Below are 19,747 nucleotides of genomic sequence, written 5' to 3'. Positions count from 1 at the left end.
ATTGAAAGACCTAGAAAATGAGGACGAAGCATCTATGAACCCCAAAACCAAGAACCACCCAACCTCTAAAATAAGACAAATCATTGCCTGGACTCTAGTTTTTTTCTGGATGTCCTTAATCGTGAGCCTCTCTGCCCAACCGGCCCAACAGTCCGATCAACTGAGTAGAAAGTTTACAAAAGTGCTTGTCGAAGTGATAACCCCTTTTGTTCCCGGCGAGTACATTGATAATCTTGATGATGCTCTGGGCAAAGCGAACGCTATCGTTCGGAAGCAGGCCCATGTGGGCGTCTACTTTGTCCTTGGTTTCTTAACCATCAATGCCTTTCGTCGTAGTGGCATACAGACTGCGAGCTCTTACTGGTTAGCCTTTTCACTTTCTGTTGCTTTTGCCGTATCCGATGAAATCCACCAGCTCTACGTACCGGGCAGAAGTGGCGAAATTATGGATGTACTATACGATAGCACTGGCGCTTTGCTTGGCATCGGTGCCTATGGTTTACTGACAAAAATAAAAAAACAGACAAAAAAGAAAGAAGTGGCCAACTAGCCTATACAAAAGCCCTTTGCTGGATTAAAATACCAGCAAAGGGCTTTTCTTTTCATTAGACACCTATGTAATTATCGTAAAGGGAGAGCTTCTCCTACCCATTTTTCTAGCTTTTTTTTAGAAAAAGAGTGAATTCTCTTGCGATTTGTAGCATAATTATATAAATATTGTTAATGCAATTTAGAACTTCAGTAGAATAGGTGGTGAAAGCCTTAATTGGTGTGCAATGAAATGGATTAAGAATTTGAAAATGGCACATAAGCTACAAGGGCTTTTGCTGATCTTTGCCTTTTTTCTTGCTGGTGTTGGTTTTATCGGTTTTCAGACGAACTTAGAAATTACTGCTTCTATGAAAGCCATGTACGAACAGAGGCTACTTCCAATTCAACTGGCTTACAAAGGCCAAAGCTATAATAAAGAAGTAGAATCTCTCGCCATTCGCAGCCTCGTGAACAATCCCAATCAAGAGATGCTTCTCAACTACATAGACCAAATGGAAGAGTATATCAATCATAAAGACGTCCTTCTCGTACAATACGGAAAATTTAAAGTAGATGAACAAGAACAGAAGTGGCTTAGCCACTTGCATGGAGAAAACAATCAGATACGACTTCTCTTACATAATGTAAAAGAGCAAATTAAGCAGAAGCAGTTAGAAAATAGTACGACCCAGGAACAGAATTCCTATAAGTATGACTTGCGCTCCATATTAACCCATACCACCGAATCGAGTAAGTACTTTCAAGCCATTATTGATAACAGCCAGGAACAGGCGTCCAATCACTATCAAGAAGGCAAAAAACTGTCCAACTTTTCTCTAAGCATTACAGCCATTATTGTTGTTATATCTTTGATTTTAGCGTTTCTCTTAGGCATTGTACTGAACAAAATTTTCACCAGGCCCTTACAAAAAATTCTTGATGCTGTTGAAATGGTAGAGCGAGGTCAGCTTTCTGAAGTAGAACCATTGCCAGTTCGCTCACGCGATGAAATCGGCAAACTTTCTAAAGGTTTTAACGAAATGATCGTAGCGCTTCAGACGAATTTACGTCGAATCAATGACTATAGCCAAGCGATGCTTTTTCAGGCTTATCATGATGCATTAACGGAATTGCCCAATCGCCGTCATTTTCAGGAGCGGCTAGAAAAGCTTATAGAACATTGTCAGCGAGAAAAACAGCGTATGGCTGTCTTATTCATTGACCTCGATCAATTCAAAGAGATCAACGATACACTCGGTCATAGTGCCGGTGACATTTTGTTGCAATCGGTTGCTCAGCGCCTAGCAGTAAGGCTGGAGTCTGTTGATTTGTTTGCACGCATTGGCGGCGATGAATTTACTGTACTGATATCAAATATAGAACAAGACTGTGATGCTGGCATCATCGCTCTCGCTATTCAGGAAGAATTAGAATTGCCTTTCCAAGTACAGGGTAATGTTTTTAATGTCTCGTCAAGCATTGGCATAAGCATCTATCCTGATGATGGAGAAGATATCGAATCCTTATTACAAGCCGCTGATACAGCCATGTATCAAGCCAAGCGATTGGGTCGCAATACCTTTCGTTTTTATTCTGCAACAATGCATGAAAAAATACGGGAGCGGAGACTGATTGAAAAAGAACTTCGTCAAGCCATTGAAGAAAACCAACTTTCTCTTGTTTATCAACCGAAAGCCGATATGAAAGGTCAGCAAATTCTGGGGCTAGAGGCACTTGTTCGATGGAACCATCCTGAATTGGGTTGGATCTCTCCGGGTACTTTCATTCCTATCGCAGAAGAAACAGGTCTTATTCATCCTCTTGGGAAATGGTTGCTTCACTCTGTCTGTGTCCAGAATCGATCTTGGCAAGAAAAAGGCCTTCCGCCAATCCCTATGGCTGTTAACTTATCACCCTATGAAATTCGTCAAGAAAAGATTGTAGAGCATGTACAAGAAGTTCTAGCAGAGACAGGACTGGAGCCACAGTGGTTAGAACTTGAAATCACAGAAGGGAGCTTGCTAGAAGATAGCTTTGCCACTCTAAAAACCTTGGAACAACTTAAATCTCTAGGCATTCGTATTGCCATTGATGACTTTGGCACAGGATACTCTTCTCTTGCGTACATAAACCGCTTTCCCATTGATGCGCTAAAAATCGATAAATCTTTTGTTGACAAAATCGTCTTAGGCGCCAAAGATGCTAAGCTCGTAGATGCGATCATCGGTATCGCCAATATTATGGACTTAACGGTCATCGCCGAAGGTGTGGAAAAAGAAGAGCAACTGAAGCTGCTCGAATCATTCGGCTGTCATCAGTTTCAAGGCTATTTCTTCAGTCGTCCTTTACCTGCTGATGCAATGGAAGAGATGCTTCGCCAACACAACAACAAGCCCCTTACTGGGTCATAAGGCTCAGTAAGGGGCTTCTCTTCTGCAATCGTCTTTCCTATGATGAATTACCCTCCCTACAACTGTTAGCCAAAAGAGCGAGTAATCGTATAAGTTAGCTTATCAGAGTGGGAAAGATCGATAATTCGCTCGCCACGGACAGGAAAGCCTAGGCGATCGAAGATAATGCGAATAACAGGTCGACAGGGAATATTCGAATTGGACTTAATAACAATGCCACATTCATTGTTATTAAGCTGTACGACCGAACCAATCGGGTAGAGTGAGATAGAGCTAAGCATAACACGAACCAGCTTCTCAGGAAAATGGGTATTCGAAAGGCTCATAAAGTACTCTACGATTTCAACAGGTTCATTGCGCTCAGAACGATAGTGACGGTTGGCATGCATGGCTTCGAAAACATCAACCATGCCAACCAATTGAGCAAAAGGATGAATCTCATCACCTTTTAATTGAGCAGGGTAGCCTGAACCATCAAGTCGCTCATGGTGTTGATAGACAATAAAGGCCGCTTCCTCTGGAATAATAGGGTTTCGAATGATATAGTCATAGCCTAACACAGGATGAAGCTCCATGGTTTTTCTATCTTCTAAGCTCAGCTGTTTGTCGGATAGGCGTATATGAGGCGGTGTCTTTCTTTTGCCAATATCATGCAGCAAAGCGCCTAAAGCAACTGTCTTGATCTCACCAGGCTGGTAATCAAGGTGAGAGGCGAGTATCGTAGATATGACGGCAACATTGATTGAATGTTGATAGGTGAAAGAGTCTGTTGCTTTAATATCAAGGAGATTAATGATTTCATTATGACCTTCAAGCAGTTCTTCGAAGAGGGCTACAACTTTTTGAATAAGCTCAACATTTTTACGTCCTTCTAATGAAAAAGTAATGACAGCGTTTTGAATCATAAATAGAACTTCTTCTCGTAGTAGGTCAAAAGGATTGTTGCGATCGATTTCTTTTAACGTAAGCAAACTATTCGTCTCTGTGTGGTCCGGCAACAAGATTCTGGGATCTTTCCTTAGCCGCTCATAGCGATTGTTGTTTTCTCCCCGCTGGGGCTCAGAACGAGAAAAAGGACTATCTGCAAAGAGCCCTTTTATGTCATACTCACAGAAAGGATCATTATTAACTTTCCCACTGGCATCTTTCACTATGACAGACGTGACGCCCAACCTTTTAAGGTAGGGAATAATGCGTTCATCTAAAAGTCGACCTTGTCGCATTATTAAAGCACCTGTTTTGCTGTATAAATTCTCGCATAGTACCATTTTTTTATCGATGGAATCCACATTAACGGTATACAATATGAACACCTCTTTTCTAACCAATCCATCCTGAGCGAACTGTAGCCGATTGCCTTGATATCTTTGTTAGTAAACCTTACAATATGCCTTACTTACAAATATATTCAACACAATCTATAATTTCCCTACAGAACTATCAAGAAAAGTGTAACAATGTGGGCAAAGAAAGAGCTAGGAAAAAGCATCAAAAAAATTATGTTGTTAAGAAATTAATGTGTATAATGTAAATAAGATGGAAATTCTTTATGTGCTTTGTAACAACTCACCATTAATATATAGGGGGATAAAAGGGTGGGACGATCCATTGGCTTTATGAACCCAGTTCTCCAGACGTTGCCCGTGGGCTATGCCTTATTCCGATATAAGTCTAGTAAAGAAAAGAATCATAGGGACTATGAGATTGTAGAAGTAAACCAAGCTTTCGCGAAAATAACACAACTACAAGTTGAGAACATTCTAGGAAAAAGAGCTTCTACAGTCTTTCATGGTGAGCTTGGAGCAGAACTAAACTTTCGTTGGAACCATACATCCTCTCCCATGGAAGATGCGATTGAGTTTTACTCAAAAAGCAGGGACAAGTGGTATTCTTTGCAATGTTTTACGCCTGAAGAAGGGTACCTGGCTGCACTCATACAAGATATTTCTCATATCAAAAAGCCGGAGCAAATTTATAAAGAAGTTATTAACACACAAAAAGAAATGGTTTGTCGATTCTTACCAGATACGACTTTGATTTTTGTCAACCAGGGATATTGCAATCATTTTGGCCGGGAAGAAGATTTACTTGGCAAAAAGTTTCTTGACCTTGTTCCAGAGGAAGAGCACCATGTCATATATGCACATTTGCGTAACATGGCCAAGAAGAAAAAGGCTATAACCTATGAACATCAGGTAATTTTGTCAGATAAAAGTATCCGTTGGCAAGAATGGACAGACTATCCTATTTTCGACGACGAGGGAAAGCTTCTTGAATTCCAGTCAATTGGTTATGATATTACAGAAAGGAAAGAGAATCAAGACAAATTGCATCAAAGCGAGGAACGGATTCGTCAATTGGCAGAACATATCGATCAAGTCTTTTGGTTAAGTACTTTCGACGAAATGCTTTATATAAGCCCTGCCTATGAGAAGATTTATGGACGGTCCTGTGAAAGTCTTTATGACGATCCGAACTCCTACATAGAAGCTATTCATCCCGATGATAGAGAAGCGGTTCTGCTTTTGGCGAACAGGGAAGAGTACAACAAGGGAAAGCCCTTTCAACAGGAATATCGCATCCTATGTCCCGACGGCTCCATCAAGTGGATTCGAGCCAAAGATTTCCCTATTAAAGATGCAGAAGGAAAAGTCATTCGCATTGCTGGTGTAGCAGAAGATATTACTGAATACAAAAACATCCAAAAAGAAATTCTAAAAGTTCAACACAAGCTTGATAGCATTGTTAATACAATTCAAGATGGTATCTGGTCTTTTTCTTTGGAAGAGAACTGCTATGTACTGTTAAATCAGGCTCTAGAAACCATTTATGAAGTACCCCTCAGCACCATTCAACAGAACGAAAACTACTGGCTAGAGGTGATTTATGAGGATGACAAAAAAAATGCTCTTGCAAAAAATGAAAAACTAAGGCAGCAAGGTGATGCCGATGCAGAGTACCGGATCTTGTTGCCAGATGGTCGTATCAAGTGGCTTTACGATCGTAGCTGGTTAATCAAAGACGATCAAGGCATGCCAGCACGTCTCGACGGCATTGTCATGGATATAACAGAACGGAAGCTCTCAGAGCAACAACTCGTTGAGGCCAAAGAAAGAGCCGATAGTGCCAATCAAGCCAAGTCAGACTTTCTAGCCAATATGAGTCACGAGATTCGAACACCTATGAACGGTATTATTGGAATGACTGAGTTGCTACTTGCTTCTGAACTGGATCCAATTCAACGAAATTATCTGGAAAACACTTTGCAATCAGCCTACGCATTGCTAGGAATTATTAACGATATTCTAGACTTCTCTAAGATTGAGTCTGGTAAGATGGAAATTGATGAAGTAGAATTTGCTCTCTCTGAATTAATAGAGCAATCTACCTTGCTTATCTCCACTCGATGTCAGGAGAAGAATCTAAAGCTTTATACGAAGTTTGACAAAGATGTACCAGCCCATCTTTGCGGTGACATGTTGCGTATTCGTCAAGTCTTGCTTAACTTGTTAGGCAATGCTATCAAGTTTACAGAACAGGGTGAGATTGAAGTAACGATTCAGAAAGTGGAAGAGCAAGGAAAAGGTGCAGCTTGTTCTTCTGATGCTCCCTTGTTAATAGAATTTGCTGTGGCAGATACAGGCATCGGCATTCCTGCAGAGAAGATTCATACGGTTTTTGAAAGCTTTACACAAGCCGATGGCTCGATGACACGTCGCTTTGGTGGGACCGGACTGGGCTTAGCGATCTCGAAAAGACTGGTACACTTGATGGGTGGCATTATTTATGTCGAAAGCCATCAAGGTAAAGGCAGTCGCTTTGCCTTTCGCCTTCCCTTGAAAAGCGCTTCAAAAGAACAAAAAAATACAGAATCGATCGTAACGATGTTTGCAGGGCAAAGCCTAAAGGACAAGGAGGTATCGATATTAGATCCCCCTTTACCCCTCTCATCAGCAGAGTCCTTTAAGAAATCGACCGTTCTTTCCTCGGCAATTATACCCAATGACTCTTCTGCATTACGAATAAGTGGTTTAGCGGGAAATCGAGCGACCAAAGTTCTAGTCGCAGAAGATAATCATGTGAACATGCTGTTAGTAACGCAGTTGCTCAAGAAAATGGGAATAGAGACAATCCAAGCGAACAACGGTCGCGAAGCATTAGAAATCTTAGAAACAACTTCCGTTGAGTTAATCTTTATGGATGTTCATATGCCTGAGATGGATGGATTGGAAGCAGCAAAGCAGATTCGGCAACGAGAGATAAGCAAGCAACAGCAACCCGTAACGATTGTTGCTTTAACAGCCGATGCAATGAAAGGTGATCGAGAAAAATGCCTTGCTGCTGGTATGAACGACTATATTACCAAACCTTTTAGCAAGCACGATATTGTTAGAGTTATCGCTACGTACTTGGTACAGGAAGAGCAGCAAGAGGAGAGCCAAGGAGCCATGATGTGATTCTTTGACTTTCCCTGTCCCCTTATGTCGTGATAATAAAAGGGGAAGTATAGACCAAGGTGAGCGAGAAGTTAAGCAGCTTCCTCAATCGAGAGTGATCCCCAAGGATGGTGAATAATTTGTTCCAGTCACTAGAGAAAAAAGATCTTCAGGAAATTTTAGATGTAGCCATGAGCCATGGCGGCGACTTTGCTGACATTTATATTGAGAAAAAGGCCCTCAATGGCATTGGCTGCGAAGACAACAAAATTGAACGCCTCAACTCAGGCACGGATGTAGGCGCAGGTATTCGTGTGATCGCTGGCGATTCTACAGCCTATGCGTATACCAACGATGTCAGCTTCGAGGGTTTAGCCCATGCTGCGAAGGTTGCGAGTCACGGAGCTCGTAGTGAAAAAGTTCGTCAAAGTATTGATTTAACGAAAGCCCTAGCACCTGTGGATCTATCGGTGCAGCTTCGACCCGATGAAGTGGCCATCGAAAAGAAAGTTGAAAAAGTTCTTGAAGCCAACAAGCATGCTCGCAAGATCGATGATCGAGTCAAGCAAGTGACTGTAGGCTATGGTGATGTGATTCAGCAAGTAACCATTGCGAACAGTGAAGGTGTCTATGTGGAAGATGAGCGAATTCGCTCTCGCTTTATCGTTCACGCTGTCGCTGCTGATGGTACCCTGATTCAGACAGGCTACGAAGCCTTAGGTGGTACCGTTGGCTTTGAAATTTTTGAAGAGCAAGCACCTGAAGAGATTGCGCAGAAAGCCGTTGATCGTGCTCTTCTAATGCTGCAAGCCAAGCCAGCTCCTTCTGGCACTATGGCAGTGGTCATGGCCGCTGAAGCTGGAGGCACCATGGTTCACGAAGCTTGTGGCCACGGCCTAGAAGCCGATCTGGTCCAGAAGGGATTGTCTGTCTACGGTGGCAAAAAAGGTCAGCAAGTTGCTTCCCCGCTGGTTACAGTGATCGACGATGGTACGATAAAAGGAAAATACGGTGCTCTTCGTTTTGACGACGAGGGTACCCGCGGCCAGAGAAACGTCTTAATCGAAAAAGGTGAATTGCGAGACTTTATGTACGATCGCTTTACAGCCAGCAAAGACAATAGAGAATCGACAGGCAATGGCCGTCGTGAGTCTTATCAGCATAAGCCTGTTCCACGCATGACCAACACCTTAATCGCCGCTGGTGATGAAGACCCTGAAAAAATCATCAAAGATACTAAACAAGGCCTTTTGGTTATGAAAATGGGTGGCGGTCAAGTCAACACAACGAACGGCGACTTTGTCTTTGACGTTGCAGAAGGTTATATCATAGAAGATGGAGAAGTCGCTTACGCGGTACGCGGTGCTACCTTAACGGGCAATGGCCCTGAAGTGCTTCGCAAGGTTGATCGAGTTGGCAGTGATCTGGGATACGCCATCGGTACTTGCGGCAAAGACGGTCAAGGCGTCCCCGTTTCTGACGCCCAGCCTACGATGCGCATTACTTCTCTCATCGTAGGTGGTACGGGCGGTGGAGATGCAACGGAGGAGCAAAGCGAACCGGAAGCCAACAAAAAAAGCAAAAGCACCTCCCATCTGCAGGAACTACTCCACAACAAGAGGCCCCAAATTCGCCGATTATAAAAAGGCAAGATTGTTAAATTTCTCTTGGTGACCTTGGCGCATGGGGTTCAATACTTCTCAAAAAGGTTACAATATGGAATAGCACATTTTAGAAGGCAGGTGTGAAGGTGAGTCGAATCGATATGGGCACAATAACCCGCAAAATGGTGGAACTTGCCCAACGTAAAGGGGCAGAAATGTCCGAAGCCTACGGGCTCGATGCCAGAGAACTTTCCATCGACGTATCTAGAGGCGTCGTCGAAACGATGAAGCTTGCTGAAGATCGTGGTATTGGACTGCGTATCTTCAAAAACGGACGGATGGGATACGCCTATACCTCCGATCTAGACGAAAAAGTTCTCGAAGGGACAGTAGAGCGGGCTTTAGCCAATGCCGTTTGGACGGGAGAAGACCCCTATCACGTCCTGCCCTCCAAAGTAGATAGGTACCCGCAAGTTGATACCTTCGATCCAGAGATTGGCAATACATCCGTAGAAGCCAAAATCAATTTGGCCAAAGAAATTGAAGCAGCCGCTCGAGCTTCTGATCAGCGAATTGCTATCACCGAGCGTTCCTCCTATCAAGATGCGGAATATACCGTTTCCATTGTCAACTCTCGTGGCGTCGACGCTTCCTACCGCGGTGCTTACTGTGGTGCTTACGCCTATTTGGTGGCTGAAGAAAAAGGCGAAAACCAGACAGGCTTTGCTCTTTCCTATGGTCTTCGCTTTTCTGATATTAACCCTGTCAAAGTAGGGCAAGAAGCAGCTCACAAAGCCGTGCGTATGCTCGGTGCCAAACGAATTGCCTCTAAGCGCATGCCAGTGCTGCTCGATCCTTACGTAGTAACACAGTTTATGGGCATCTTGACACCATCGCTTACAGCAGAAGCTGTTCAGAAAGGCAAATCTCCTCTAGCAGGTAAAGGCAATACGCTTATTGCTTCCCCAACAGTAACCCTTGTTGACGATGGACGCTTAGAAGGTCGCATTGCTTCGGCACCTTTTGACGGCGAAGGCGTTCCTTCCTCGCGAACTGTTTTGATCGAAGAAGGCATTCTGAAAAATTACTTGCACAATAGTTATACAGCTCGCAAAGAAGGCGTTATTTCGACAGGCAATGGTACGAGAGGTTCTTTTCGTGGAACGCCTGAAGTAGGCACAACCAACTTTTATCTCCAGGCAGGCAACAAAAGTACCGATGAACTGATGCAAGACATAGACTATGGCTTCTATGTGACAGAAGTTATGGGTATGCACACAGCCAACCCCATTTCAGGAGACTTTTCTATCGGTGCTGCTGGACTGTTAATCGAAAAAGGTCGCCTGACCACGCCGATTCGCGGTGTGGCCATTGCTGGCAATCTGATGGAGTTACTCCAGAACATTGATGGCATTGGCAATGATCTTACTTTTTTCGTTGGCAAAGGCGCTCCTACTGTAAGAATTAAAAGTCTTCCTGTCAGTGGTGATTAAGCTCTATCGAGTGATGATTCAGCCCTATCTTTGTGGGGGTTTTTCTACCCCCACAAATACTATAGTAAAGGGGGGACCCTTACCCCATGACTACAACAAACAATATATTACAGCCTCAAAGTCCCTTCAAAGCGAAAGTTTATCCCCAGAGCCACCATAAAAAGCGCATTCTCCTCCTCAATGGCCCTAACTTGAACTTGCTGGGGCGACGTGAACCGTCTCATTATGGTCATACAAACCTGACAGAAATCGAACATAAACTGAAAAACCTCGCTGAAAGCTGGGGTTGGGATTTGGAAAGCTTCCAATCGAATCACGAAGGCGATCTGATTGACCAGATCCATAGCGCCATGGACCAAAAGGATCTCATCATTATCAATCCAGGTGCTTATACCCACACATCCATTGCCTTGCGCGATGCTTTTGCTGGCACAGCCATACCCTTTATTGAAGTACACCTGTCCAACATTCATGGTCGTGAAGAATTTCGTCATCGTTCTATGCTAGCGCCTCTTGCCATCGGCCAGATTAGTGGCTTTGGCGCTTACAGTTACACGCTAGCCCTCATCGCTGCTCGTAACTACTTAGAAGCAACACCTTAAAGGAGGATTTAACACTTGAAGAGTGCCACAACAGCATTGGAAAAGCTCCGCGCCCACTGGCCTGATCAGACCGATGCCTTGCTGGTGATGGAGCCCCACAATCGACGCTACCTTGCAGGTTTTACGGGTACTGCAGGCTTTTTACTAATTACGCGCCAGGAAGAGATCGTTGTGACGGATTTTCGCTATTGGGAGCAAGCGCAACAGCAAAGTCCCCAATGGAAGCTGTACCGCCAGCAAGGGCCTTGGGTCAAAGCTCTTCAAGAAATTGTCACTCCATCAGGTTGGAAAAACATTGCTCTTGAGTATAACCATATCAATCTAGCCCAGAAAGAAATTCTAACGAAAGCTCTTCCAGATGTAACTTGGACGAATCAGGAGGGCTTACTTGAAAGAATACGCTCTGTCAAAGACATTGCGGAGCAAGAAAAAGTGGCTCGAGCTGTCGCTTTGGCTGATCAAGGCTACGAACATATTCTTGCATATATGAAAGAGCGTTTTAGAAGTTCTATTCCTTTAACAGAAAAAGAAGTTGCTTTAGAGTTAGAGTTTTACCTGAGAAAAGAAGGTGCTGAAGGCATCGCTTTCGACTTTATTGTTGCTTCAGGTCTTCGCTCGGCTTTGCCCCATGGTGTCGCTACAGACAAAGTGATTGAGGCCGGTGAACTGGTCACCATTGATTTTGGCTGTCGCCTCGATGGGTATTGCTCTGACACAACGCGCACTTTTGTCATGGCAAAAGCTACAGAAGAACAGCAAAAAGTCTATAGGACTGTTTTAGAAGCGCAACAAAGGGCTCTCGACTTCATCGGACCGGGACGAAAAGGCAGTGAAGTGGATGCTGTAGCTCGAGATAGTATTACAAAAGCAGGTTACGGCGATTACTTTGGTCATGGCCTTGGACACGGCGTTGGCCTTGTCGTTCACGAAAAACCGCAACTTTCACCAAGCAGTAAAGACATTCTTGAAGTCGGTCAAGTTGTCACGATTGAACCGGGCATATATATCCCTCACTGGGGTGGCGTCCGCATAGAAGATATGGTCATAATCACGGAAGAAGGTTGTCGCAACTTGACAAGTGCCCCCAAAACGTCAGAACTCACAATAATAGAGTAGGATTGCGAAAGAATCTATGCTAGGTGCTTTCAAGGGGCGCCCTAGGGCAACCTTAGAAATCTACGAAGCAAGGAAGATTTTCTGGCTGCTGAAAGCAGGAAAACCTTACAAGGTCATAGAAAAGAATTACTCTTACAGATGAAATTTTTATGAACCATATCACTCACACAGAGTGATTGAAGGGAGTTTACTGACGGAATGATTTCTTCTAACGATTTTCGTACTGGTACAACCATTGAGCTTGATGGCGATGCTTTTCAGGTTATTGAGTTTCAGCATGTTAAGCCAGGCAAAGGTGCGGCTTTTGTTCGTACCAAGCTAAAAAACATCAGAACAGGTGGCGTTGTAGAGCGCACTTTCCGGGCTGGTGAAAAAGTTCCTAAAGCTCATATGGAGCGCCGCACCATGGAGTATTTGTACAACGATGACGATAGCTACACCTTCATGGATATGGAGAACTACGAACAGACAACATTACAAAAGGAACAGATCGAATACGAGATTCGTTTTCTTAAAGAAAATATGCAAGTTCACATTCTTACCTGGAAAGGCAACCTTATGGGTGTAGAGCTTCCCAATACGGTTGAGCTTCGGGTCGTTGAGACAGCACCAGGCGTGCGAGGTGATACAGCCCAGGGTGCTACCAAGCCGGCAACCCTTGAGACAGGTGCGATCGTACAAGTTCCTCTATTTATCAATGAGAACGATGTTTTAATCATTGACACGCGCAATGGCGCTTACGTTTCTAGAGCGTAACGTCAGTAGCCCCTAAAGATCGGACAAGGAAGAAAAATTAATTTGCCTAATCTTGTTAAATAAAAGCCTCCCGGGAATACTTAGACAGAGCCTTTGGCAAAACGCTAAGGTAGATAAGTTGCCGAGGAGGGACTTTTTATGCCTTCACTAAAGGAACGAATTTCCTATATAAAGGGAATGGCAGAAGGAATGAAGATCGAGGCCGACCCCCGCGAAGGCCGACTGCTCAGTGAAATGATTACTATTTTGGACACGATGGCCGAGGAAATCGAAGAAGTCAGAAGAAATCAAGCATCGTTAGAAGAAATGGTAGAAAGCATTGACGAAGACCTAGTCGATCTTGAAAATGATTTCTATGACTTAGAAGAGGACGACTTCGATGACGAGGATTTTGACGATGACGATGACGATGGGATCCTCTGCGACTGCGATGACGACGATGATGACGTAATTGAATTTGAATGCCCAACTTGCAACGAGACAGTTTGCTTTGAAGAAGAAGATCTCGATGATGACGAAGTTCTAGAAGTTGTTTGCCCGACTTGCGATCATACAGTTTACGTACAAGATGGCGAAGATCTAGACATGACGGCATGCGACGATGACGACGAAGACAGCCCTTGCTTTAGAAACAACGAAGAAGCGACTCGAATTCCCCAAAGCAGACCGCCTAGAGAAACCTATCGTGCACGCCCTTACCACTACCACCATCATAACTAAGGGCAGATAGGCAAGATTGCAAGTTTGCCTCCATATCATTGAAACGACTCTAGTAGAGTTCATAGAGCATAATAGAAGAGCCTCTGCGCAAAGTTACGACTTTGGCGCAGGGCTCTTTTTTTTCATTGCCAGAGAGATTGCATAAACTTGCCAAAGCCGCCATATCTTTGTGATAGATAGGGGGGATAAGCAGTGCGAGTAACTTGGGACAGAGAAGCCAAAAAAAGCACAACGCTAAAAACAAAACCTAAAGTCCAAACACTTCAAGTGACCTCATCGTCAACCAGTGAGACAAGCCTTCTTGATCAGGAATCTTCACTAGGCCTAGAAAGTGGTTGGGTCGATAGACTTCTGCCTTACCTAGCGCCTACCTTGCGGCCACTTATTACAGAAATTCTACAAGATCCTACAATATCACTTGCCAATGTCTCTGAAATCCGCCTGCGCAGCGGTCGTCCCCTCAATATTGTCTGCACCCATGGTGATATTCTTCTTCGCTCGACTACGGCAGAAGAACTACTACAGACCTTGCATCTCATGTCTGAATGCTCCATTTATGCCTTTGAAGAAGAATTTCGTCAAGGCTTTCTTACGCTACCTGGTGGTTACCGCGTAGGCCTTGCCGGTCGAGTTGTCTTAGAAGGTGGCAAAGTGAAAACGATCCATCCTGTTTCATCGCTCAATATACGTATAGCACGTCAGATTACCGGCATTGCCGATTCAATAATCCCCTACCTGCGAGGACCTGAAGAGAGGCCTTTTCTTTCTACGCTGATTCTATCTCCGCCCGGTGGTGGTAAAACGACGCTTTTGCGTGATATTGTCCGACAGATCAGCACCGGTTGCCCATCCCTCAATCTCCCTGGTATGACAGTTGGCCTTGTTGATGAGCGGTCAGAAATCGCAGCTTCCTATCGAGGTGTACCGCAAAATGACATAGGCCCTCGGACAGACGTCCTCGATGGATGTCCCAAGTCAGAAGGTCTCTTACGTATGCTTCGCTCTCTTTCACCGAAAGTTCTTGCCACAGATGAAATCGGACGCACTGAGGATGTCTTAGCTGTGGAAGAAGCCATGCATTGCGGCGTATCGCTGCTTGCTACGGCTCACGGCTATCAATACAGTGATATGGATAAAAGACCGGGTCTCCAAGCGATGAAAAAGCTTACTATTTTTCAACGCATTATCATCTTAAGTCCCCGTCCTCAACCAGGCACAATCAAAGCCATATATAACGAAGAAGGAAAAAAACTCAAATAAGTACTTCTGTTGCTATCAATTCTCTTGCTAGGGAGGAGGCAAAAAATGTGGAAAATCATAGGCGCCTTGCTTATCCTTGGCGCCTGTAGCAGTGCTGGCTTATGGAAAGCTGCAGAACTCCATCGTCGTCCTAAAATTTTGGCTCAACTACAGTCGTCTCTCTCCGCCTTGTCTACAGAAATTTCTTACGGTGCCGTCCCTTTACCGCAAGCCATGGAACAGGCCGGACGTATCAGTGGTGAACCGACAAGCCAACTCTTTCTAGATATGGCCCAGCGCTTACGAGGAAGCCAGGGTCGTGGTGCTGACGAGCTTTGGAGTGAATCGCTACAAGCCTGGATAGTCAACACAGCCTTGCAAAAAAAAGAAGGTGAAGAAATAGAACGCCTAGCCCTTGGTCTAGGTTCAGCACCCAAAGAAGATCAGCTTTTGCGTATTGAAGAAGTAAAAAAGCGTTTGGAATGGCTAGAAAAAGAAGCGCGAGAAGATTGCCAACGCCTGGCGAAGGTCTGGTCTTATGGGGGTGTCTTAGCAGGTGCAGCCATCGTCCTCGTACTATGGTAGTAATGAAAAGCACAATAGAAAGATCGGCTCAATAAGCTTCATTTACAGATAAAAACAATGATAATTGCGTAATTCAAAGGGGAGGACACAATTATGGACATGCTTCAAATCTTTCAAATCGCTGGTATCGGTATTTTTGTTGCCGTTTTCTACTCCATCTTAAAAGAAGCAAGAAGAGAAGAACTGGCTCAGCTTTTAGCGATTGGGGGCGTCGTTCTAGTTACCCTTATGGTCATCCGGCTTATCAGTGAGCTATTTACAGAAGTCAAATCGGTCTTTTTTCTCTACTAAGGGGGGATTGGCAAGGAGGGAAAAAGGGTGGAGATTCTCCAAGTCGTAGGCGTTGGTATTATCGCCACGGTCCTACTCGTTGTAATTCGCAGACAAAGACCAGAAATGGCTGTGCAATTGAGCATCGCCGCAGGTGTTATACTGTTTCTTTTCATACTGACCAAAATATCGGCCATCCTTCAGGTGCTAGATGATCTAGCCCATCAAGCTCAAATCAATCGCTACTATCTTACGACACTGCTAAAAATTGTTGGTGTTGCGTACATTGCAGAATTTGGCGCTCAGATCTGCCGCGACGCTGGAGAATCAGCCATTGCCTCTAAAGTTGAATTGGCTGCCAAAATCCTTGTCATGGTTATGGCCTTGCCTATTATTCTTGCTTTGATCGAGACACTGATTAACCTCCTACCACAAGGAGGTGGACCATGAAAGCTCGGAGTCAAAAAGTCATCGTGCTTCTCTTTTTTTTCCTGCTAGCTTGTCCTTGGAGCCTCTCTCTCGGAGAGGCGCAAGAAAGCCCCTTCTCTTTACAAGATTCCTTATCATCACCAGATACGACCCAAGCCGTGGAAGAAACAATCGAAGCTATCGATCTTAGTGCCTTACAACAATTTCTTGATGAACTTGAGCGAGATAAAGGTCGATTCCTTCCTTCTATTAACTTTAGCACTTTGTTTCAGGACCTCCGAGACGGTAAAGTGAGCTTCTCTCTCTCGGCACTTTTACAAGCCGTCTTAACCTATCTTTTCCATGAAGTTTTAGCGAACACAGCATTAATGGGGCAATTGATCATACTTGCTGTCGTTGTAGCCATTCTCAACCACATGCAGGCTACTTTTGATGGGAGCACCACGTCTAAAGTTGCTTTTGCCGCTGGTTACATGGTTCTTATTACCATCGCCTTACATAGTTTTCATAGTGCTGTTCAAACAGGACGCAATGCCATTGATGACATGGTTCAATTCATGCAAGCCATACTTCCGATCATGCTTACCTTGCTAACAGCCATGGGTGGTTTTGCCTCGGGGGCGCTTTTTCATCCTATCATTCTCGGCACCATCACAGTCATTAGCACATTGATAAAAAACTGGATTTTTCCGCTTATCTTCTTTGCCACTGTCTTAGGAATTATTAACCATATCTCTCCGAGTTTTAAGACCAAAAACCTTTACAATCTCGTTAAAGATGGTTACAAGCTTTTGATGGGCTTGCTTATTACGCTCTTTCTCGGTGTGATCAGCATTTATGGTGCTGTTGGTGCTGTAGCCGATGGTCTTACTTTGCGTACAGCCAAGTATGCCACCGATGCTTTCATTCCTGTTGTTGGCGGTCTTGTTACCGATACTTTTGAACTTCTGATCAACTCATCGCTTCTGTTGAAAAATGGTATCGGTATTCTAGGTGCTTTGATCATCATTGTCCTTACGGTCTTACCGGCTCTCAAAATACTAGCCATGGTTATCGTGTATCGACTCGTTGGTGCCATTCTCCAACCGATGGGTGACAGTCCTCTTGCCGACAGTCTTGATATCATAGGCAACAGTCTCGCTCTCATATTTGGTGCCGTTGCCACTGTCGGTATGATGTTCTTCTTGGCGCTCACGATTGTTGTAGGCGCAGGAAACGTTACTGTTATGATGCGATAGGAAAAAGTCTATGAAAGGAGGCTGGTGTACTGAACATCCTCAGTGACATTATCCAGCAAGTTTTACTGATCATTCTGGTTGGTACCATTCTGGACATGCTCATGCCCAACAGCCGCCTCCAAAATCTTGTACGACTTGTTGTAGGACTTTTTATAATGGTAGCCATCCTCAATCCCCTAATGAGCATGCTCCATCATCAGGACTGGTCCCAGACATTGAGTCAACAGGCTCTGCCTGAAGAACTGGTCGGCAGTTACGAAGAAATCAAACGGCAAGGAGAAGACCTGCGGCAACAGACTTGGGATAGAGCCAGAGAAGAAGCTCGTTTTCGCTTGGAGCGTCAAATCGAAGCTGTTGCAACACTCAAAAATGGTATTCAAGAAGCACAAGCACAAATCGAATTGGATGAAAACGAAGAAAAAGGGATTCGCCAGATTCGGCTCCATCTGCGAGATGAGCAGGGATCTCTTTTCGCGTCTCCATCTGTTGAACCTGTACAGATAGAGCCAATTGATAGCGAATCATCGGATAGCCCTGTATCATCCATGGTGGAACAAGAGGCAGAACAAAATCGAATCTATGAAAAAATGGAGTTATCATCCCAGCTAGCTCAGACTTTATCAAGTCTCTATGGTGTACCTGTTGAGAAAATCATTGTAACGTGGGAGTAAAAAAGGTCATTGACGAAAACAAATGCAACAAAAAGTGATTAAAAACCGAGGTGGATAGATGATGGAGAAATCAAAAGAGAGGGTCATTGTAAAAGAGAACTCAAGCATTAGAACAAACTTTTGGAATCTCTCTAAGCATAAAATGTTCAGTCTCGTAGCGATTCTTTTTTTTCTCGGGCTTACTTTTTTTCTTATTCAAAGCGATGAAATGAATCGACAAAGCAAGGAAGGGACTGTTGCCGCCACAGCAGCCGCAACAATTGAGGCACAGAACCCATTGGCAGGGATTCAACGAGGCAGTGAACTAGCTGCGCAGGAACGATTGCTGGAAGAGCGTGTTGCCAGTGCTCTCTCTGCCATTGCGGGTGTAGGTGCCACAGAAGTGCGTGTTAGTTTGGCCCAGGGCACACAAGCGGAGTATGCGATTAATGTCAATGCTAACAATCGCACGATTGAAGAAAAGGACAAGCAAGGCGGCGAGCGAATTACCACTGACACGAGTGATGCACGACAACTCGTAGTGATGCGAGAAGGAACGAACTCTAGAGAACAGCCTGTTGTCGTTCGAGAAATGCGTTATGAAATCGCCGGTGTCTTGATAATTGCCGATGGCGCCAAAGACAGTGCCATCAAAGAAAAAATCAGCCGCGCCGTCTGTACCTTGCTCGATGTACCGGCACACAAAGTAAGTATTTTTCCCCGAGAAGGAGGGATGTAGAAGATGGAGAAACAAAGTTTTTCAAGCAAGAGCGGAAGTAACTTCAAAAAAAGTTCTGCTACCAAGCGATCTCCTATCCCACCACGGTTTTTCTTGCTGGTGATAGGGCTAACAGCCCTGCTTCTGGTCGGATTAAGCTTCAAAAGCTCTCATCTACTCGGGGATAAAGCTTTTACTTACGTACTTCAAAAAATGGACACCATAGAAGGAATAGAGCTAGAAGAAAAAATAGAAGCAAGTCCAGAGAGTTCTGTCGCCGCTACCGTAGTCGAAGATCTTCCTTTTGCGCATGAAGACGTTGCCAATCCATGGATGGAATTACAAAAAAACATAGAAAATAATAACTTTTTCTCTGAATATCGCATGGAGCGAGAACGCACCCGAAGCCAACAAATTGAGCTACTCCGTGAAATCACAAATAACAGTCGCTCAGGAGAAACGACGCGTCAAGAAGCACAACAAAAATTACTTTACTTAACAGAATTGATGCGCAAAGAGCTAGAGACAGAAAAAATTCTCATTGCCCAGGGCTACGATGACGCTGTTGTCGTCATTCAACCTGGAAGTGTTTCAGTCGTTATATCAGGAGACAACCTAACAAAAGATAGTAAAAAAGGCGTCATTGAAACAGTGTCCAGCATTACCGGTGCCTCAACGACCTCGATCTCGCTTATGGTTCAGTGAAAGTACTTTGTGCAGGATGGATAGGGCAACTGTTCGTTGGGACCAGGGCATAGATACGTTATAAGCAGGACAAACTTAATAATAAGCCACCCTCTTACTTTAAAAGGAAAGAGGGTGGCTCTTTTTTGTATTGTGTATACATTTTCTCAACTCTTGCATTACCCTAATAAACTTCATATAATGTAACGTAGGAGTCTAGTGCGATTGAACTAGACAAAATATTACAGCGGAGTCTATCTTTCTA

The 19,747-nt window shown here is 44.2% G+C and carries 18 protein-coding genes; 17 read left to right on the top strand and 1 reads right to left on the bottom strand.

Annotated features, from left to right (window positions below; translation table 11 throughout):
- Nucleotides 1–34 precede the first annotated feature (34 nt).
- Both FTV88_RS01790 and FTV88_RS01785 read left to right on the top strand, forming a co-directional pair.
- Complete coding sequence (locus FTV88_RS01790; RefSeq protein WP_153724121.1) at nt 35–550, top strand: VanZ family protein; 516 nt, start codon at nt 35–37, stop codon at nt 548–550.
- Between the two features lie 250 nt (nt 551–800).
- Nucleotides 801–2,942 (top strand): EAL domain-containing protein, encoded by a 2,142-nt coding sequence (locus FTV88_RS01785; RefSeq protein ID WP_162007853.1) that lies wholly within the window; start codon nt 801–803, stop codon nt 2,940–2,942.
- Between the two features lie 65 nt (nt 2,943–3,007).
- Here FTV88_RS01785 and FTV88_RS01780 read toward each other — a convergent pair whose 3' ends face one another.
- A complete protein-coding gene (locus tag FTV88_RS01780) occupies nt 3,008–4,246 on the bottom strand; it encodes an HD-GYP domain-containing protein (protein ID WP_153724119.1) in 1,239 nt (412 codons plus the stop codon).
- A gap of 291 nt (nt 4,247–4,537) precedes the next feature.
- On the opposite strand from FTV88_RS01780, the gene FTV88_RS01775 reads away from it, so the two are divergent.
- From FTV88_RS01775 to FTV88_RS01705, 15 genes are all read left to right on the top strand, one after another.
- Nucleotides 4,538–7,399 (top strand): PAS domain-containing protein, encoded by a 2,862-nt coding sequence (locus tag FTV88_RS01775; RefSeq protein ID WP_153724118.1) that lies wholly within the window; start codon nt 4,538–4,540, stop codon nt 7,397–7,399.
- A 170-nt stretch (nt 7,400–7,569) separates the two neighbouring features.
- Complete coding sequence (locus tag FTV88_RS01770; protein WP_243137429.1) at nt 7,570–9,021, top strand: TldD/PmbA family protein; 1,452 nt, start codon at nt 7,570–7,572, stop codon at nt 9,019–9,021.
- Between the two features lie 107 nt (nt 9,022–9,128).
- Nucleotides 9,129–10,475, top strand: coding sequence for a TldD/PmbA family protein (locus FTV88_RS01765; RefSeq protein WP_243137259.1), 1,347 nt, complete (start codon nt 9,129–9,131; stop codon nt 10,473–10,475).
- Between the two features lie 86 nt (nt 10,476–10,561).
- Nucleotides 10,562–11,077: a type II 3-dehydroquinate dehydratase gene (gene aroQ / locus FTV88_RS01760; RefSeq protein WP_153724116.1), complete on the top strand. Its 516-nt coding sequence runs from the start codon at nt 10,562–10,564 to the stop codon at nt 11,075–11,077.
- Nucleotides 11,078–11,092: 15 nt separating this feature from the next.
- Nucleotides 11,093–12,193, top strand: a complete 1,101-nt coding sequence (locus FTV88_RS01755; RefSeq protein ID WP_243137257.1) for an aminopeptidase P family protein — start codon at nt 11,093–11,095, stop codon at nt 12,191–12,193.
- A gap of 198 nt (nt 12,194–12,391) precedes the next feature.
- Nucleotides 12,392–12,949, top strand: a complete 558-nt coding sequence (gene efp / locus FTV88_RS01750) for an elongation factor P (protein ID WP_153724115.1) — start codon at nt 12,392–12,394, stop codon at nt 12,947–12,949.
- A 138-nt stretch (nt 12,950–13,087) separates the two neighbouring features.
- Entirely contained in the window at nt 13,088–13,669 is a 582-nt protein-coding gene (locus tag FTV88_RS01745) for a CD1247 N-terminal domain-containing protein (RefSeq protein ID WP_153724114.1), read from the top strand.
- Between the two features lie 192 nt (nt 13,670–13,861).
- On the top strand, nt 13,862–14,929 hold the full coding sequence (spoIIIAA, locus tag FTV88_RS01740) for a stage III sporulation protein AA (protein ID WP_243137255.1): 1,068 nt from the start codon (nt 13,862–13,864) through the stop codon (nt 14,927–14,929).
- A gap of 45 nt (nt 14,930–14,974) precedes the next feature.
- Nucleotides 14,975–15,493, top strand: coding sequence for a stage III sporulation protein AB (spoIIIAB, locus tag FTV88_RS01735; RefSeq protein ID WP_153724113.1), 519 nt, complete (start codon nt 14,975–14,977; stop codon nt 15,491–15,493).
- Between the two features lie 93 nt (nt 15,494–15,586).
- The gene (spoIIIAC, locus tag FTV88_RS01730) at nt 15,587–15,784 is read left to right on the top strand and encodes a stage III sporulation protein AC (RefSeq protein WP_153724112.1); all 198 of its coding nucleotides are present in this window, start codon (nt 15,587–15,589) and stop codon (nt 15,782–15,784) included.
- 27 nt (nt 15,785–15,811) lie between these two features.
- Complete coding sequence (gene spoIIIAD, locus FTV88_RS01725) at nt 15,812–16,213, top strand: stage III sporulation protein AD (protein WP_153724111.1); 402 nt, start codon at nt 15,812–15,814, stop codon at nt 16,211–16,213.
- Complete coding sequence (spoIIIAE, locus tag FTV88_RS01720; protein ID WP_153724110.1) at nt 16,210–17,430, top strand: stage III sporulation protein AE; 1,221 nt, start codon at nt 16,210–16,212, stop codon at nt 17,428–17,430. Before spoIIIAD ends, spoIIIAE begins: the two co-directional genes overlap by 4 nt.
- 29 nt (nt 17,431–17,459) lie before the next feature.
- A complete protein-coding gene (gene spoIIIAF / locus FTV88_RS01715; RefSeq protein WP_153724109.1) occupies nt 17,460–18,101 on the top strand; it encodes a stage III sporulation protein AF in 642 nt (213 codons plus the stop codon).
- Between the two features lie 58 nt (nt 18,102–18,159).
- Nucleotides 18,160–18,819, top strand: coding sequence for a SpoIIIAG-related protein (locus tag FTV88_RS01710; RefSeq protein WP_153724108.1), 660 nt, complete (start codon nt 18,160–18,162; stop codon nt 18,817–18,819).
- A gap of 3 nt (nt 18,820–18,822) precedes the next feature.
- Nucleotides 18,823–19,503 (top strand): SpoIIIAH-like family protein, encoded by a 681-nt coding sequence (locus FTV88_RS01705; protein WP_153724107.1) that lies wholly within the window; start codon nt 18,823–18,825, stop codon nt 19,501–19,503.
- Nucleotides 19,504–19,747: the final 244 nt, after the last annotated feature.

This window comes from Heliorestis convoluta (genome assembly GCF_009649955.1).
Taxonomy (GTDB): domain Bacteria; phylum Bacillota; class Desulfitobacteriia; order Heliobacteriales; family Heliobacteriaceae; genus Heliorestis; species Heliorestis convoluta.
Note: the sequence above shows the minus strand (reverse complement) of the source record. Positions and strands in the feature narration are given on the sequence as shown.